Below are 716 nucleotides of genomic sequence, written 5' to 3'. Positions count from 1 at the left end.
CGACGGATTTGCAACGCTTTAAAGCTTTGACGTTGCGTAAGCCCATTATTATGGGAAGAAAAACTTGGGATTCTATTAGGAGACCTTTACCAGGGCGTACAAATATCGTCATTACGCGTGATTGTACCTTTTGTGCTGAGGGGGCTGTTGTTGCTCACTCTTTATCGCAAGCTTGTTCTCTTGCAACAAGCGTTGCTTCTCAAAATGATGTAGAGGAAATTTTTATTATTGGTGGTGGTGCAATTTTTCAACAAGGGTTGCATATGGCTGATAAAATATTTCTTACAGAAGTTTTAGCTTCTATAGAAGGTGATAGTTTTTTTCCTGTTTTTGATAAAGAAAAGTGGACTATTGTGCAAACACAAGATATTCCAAAAGGGGATAAAGATAGTCATCCGACACGTTTTGTTGTTTATGAGCGGAAATAATTTTTTGTAATATGAAGTGGAAGGGTTTATCAGTTGTATTGTAATGAGGTAAGAGACACCCTATAAGATCAAGCAAATGGTTGGTGTTCGAGTAGTGGTAATCAGTTAAAGAGGTGATAATGCCCTGGACAAATCAAAATGGTGGTGGCCCGTGGAGTGGCGATAAAAACAGTGGTGACAAAAAGACACCAGCTAAGAATCTCTTTGGTTCTGGTGGCGAAAATGGTCCTAATCTTAATGAAATTTTGCGCAAAGGGCAGGATCAGTTTAAACAATTCGGGAGAAGCA

The 716-nt window shown here is 39.1% G+C and carries 1 protein-coding gene and 1 pseudogene; both read left to right on the top strand.

All coding sequences use genetic code 11. The features are described from left to right. A partial coding sequence (locus ACFIL8_RS11780; RefSeq protein ID WP_375689964.1) for a dihydrofolate reductase occupies positions 1 to 428 on the top strand: 428 nt, incomplete at its 5' end. Positions 429 to 547: 119 nt separating this feature from the next. Then, a pseudogene (locus ACFIL8_RS11775) lies at positions 548 to 716 on the top strand (protease modulator HflK); the annotation flags it as partial.

This window comes from Bartonella sp. AP57NXGY (assembly GCF_042195805.1).
Taxonomy (GTDB): Bacteria; Pseudomonadota; Alphaproteobacteria; order Rhizobiales; family Rhizobiaceae; genus Bartonella.
The sequence above is the reverse complement of the archived record's forward strand: the minus strand, read 5'-3'. Positions and strand labels throughout refer to the sequence as shown.